1 protein-coding gene is annotated in these 1,817 nt (G+C 71.4%); it reads right to left on the reverse strand.

Going from position 1 to position 1,817, the window contains the following annotated elements:
* On the reverse strand, positions 1-1,651 hold a 1,651-nt coding region (locus D7V97_RS42765), incomplete at its 3' end, for an FHA domain-containing protein (protein ID WP_120616242.1).
* Positions 1,652-1,817: the final 166 nt, after the last annotated feature.

Below are 1,817 nucleotides of genomic sequence, written 5' to 3' on the forward strand. Positions count from 1 at the left end.
GCCCCGTCCCCTGCCCCGGCGGCTTCGTCGTGTAGAACGGATCGAAGATGCGCTGCGCGCTCTCGCCCGGAATGCCCGGGCCGTTGTCGCGCAAGCGCACCTCCACGGACTCCTGGCGCGCCAGGGTGCGGACGTTGAGCACCGGCACATACGCCGCCCCCTGCGCCTTCCACTTCTGACGCATGGCGTAGAGCGCGTTGTCCACGACGTTGATGATGACGCGCCCCACGTCCGCGCGGACCAGCTCCACGCGCGGCACGCCCGGGTCGTATTCCACGTCCACCCGCACGGGCAGCGGCTCACCTCGCACGCCACCCTGGCCCAGGGCGATGCTCTCCGCGACGAGCGCGTTCAGGTCCACCGCTTCACGCGGGCCCGGCGAGCGGCGCGCGTGCTGGAGCATGCCCTGGATGAGCGCATCCGCGCGGCGGCCGTGCTCGTTGATCTTCTGCACGTTGGTGCGCAGGCAGGCGATCGCCTCGTCCACGTCGGGCACGGACGCGGGCTCCAGCCGCTCGCGCTGCGGCTCCAGCACGCTGGCCAGGTCCTCCGTGAGGCCCACCGACAGGCCGGCGAAGTTGCTGATGAAGTTGAGCGGGTTGCGCAGCTCGTGCGCCATGCCGCCCACCATCGACGCGAGCGAGGCCAGCTTCGCGTCCATGATGAGCTGCATGCGCTGCACCGTCTCCTCCTCGATGCGGCGGTAGAGCCGGGCGTTCTCCAGCGCGAGCGCCGCCTGCCCCGCGAACGCGACGAGGAAGTCCAGGTCGTCCTCGGAGAAGCGGTTGGGCGTGGAGAGGTTGTCCACGTACAGCACGCCCAGCACTTCGTCGCGCGGCTTGAGCGGCACGCACATGGAGGCGCGGATGGAGCTGAAGATGATGGACTGCGCCGCGTCCAGGCGCGGGTCGTTCACCGCGTCGGAGAAGAGGGCCGCCACGCTGCGGCGCAGGACGTAGTCCACGATGTTCTGGCTGAAGATGGGCCCGCGCACGGCCGTGCCCTCCGCCGTCTTCGACACGCGCGGCTCCAGCTTCCCCGTCTGCTCGTCCAGCAGCAGGATGACGCCCCGGTCCACGTGGAGGATTTGAAACGCGAGGTCCAACACCTTGCCCAGCAGCGTGTCGAAGTCGTCCGTGACGGACAGCAGCTTCGCCACCTCCTGGAGGATGCGCAGCCGCTCCCTCGCGCGCGTCGCCCCGCTGGCGGCCTCGGACACGGACGGCTGCTCCGGCCCGGCCCCCGGGCCCGCCACCGCCTGCACCAGCGTCTTCAGCGGCACCCGGGTGAGCGCGCGCGTGAGCTGGGGGCGGGGCTCGTCGGCGATCCCGGACGGCTCTCCCGGCCGGCCCGGCACCACCGGCGGAGGGGCCTCGTGGGTAAGCAGGAAGACGAGCTCGCCCAGCGTCAGCGTGTCGCCGGGGCGCAGCTCCTTGCGGCGGATCTGCACGCCGTTGACGAAGGTGCCGTTCTTGCTCTGCAGGTCGGTGACGAAGAAGCGCCCGTCGGAGGGCTCGATGCGGGCGTGCTGGCGCGACAGGCTGCGGTGCGGGATGCAGATGGACTGGTCGTCCGCGCGCCCGATGGTGAGGGGCGCGTCCCCCAGCGGATAGGACAGCTCGTCCGCCTGGCCTGGGTTGTAGACGAGCATCGGCACGGCGGGACCCCCTCGGAGGCCGAAGCCTAACCGAAAGAAGCCCGGCGCCGGAGCACCGACCCGTCCAGTGCCGCCAGCGAGGGCCTGCCTGACAGTGCGAGGGCCAGCTCCAGCTCCTCGCGCAAGAGCGACAGCAGGTGGCCCACGCCCTCCTCCCCCC

The organism is Corallococcus sp. CA053C, assembly GCF_003611675.1.
Classification (GTDB): Bacteria; Myxococcota; Myxococcia; order Myxococcales; family Myxococcaceae; genus Corallococcus.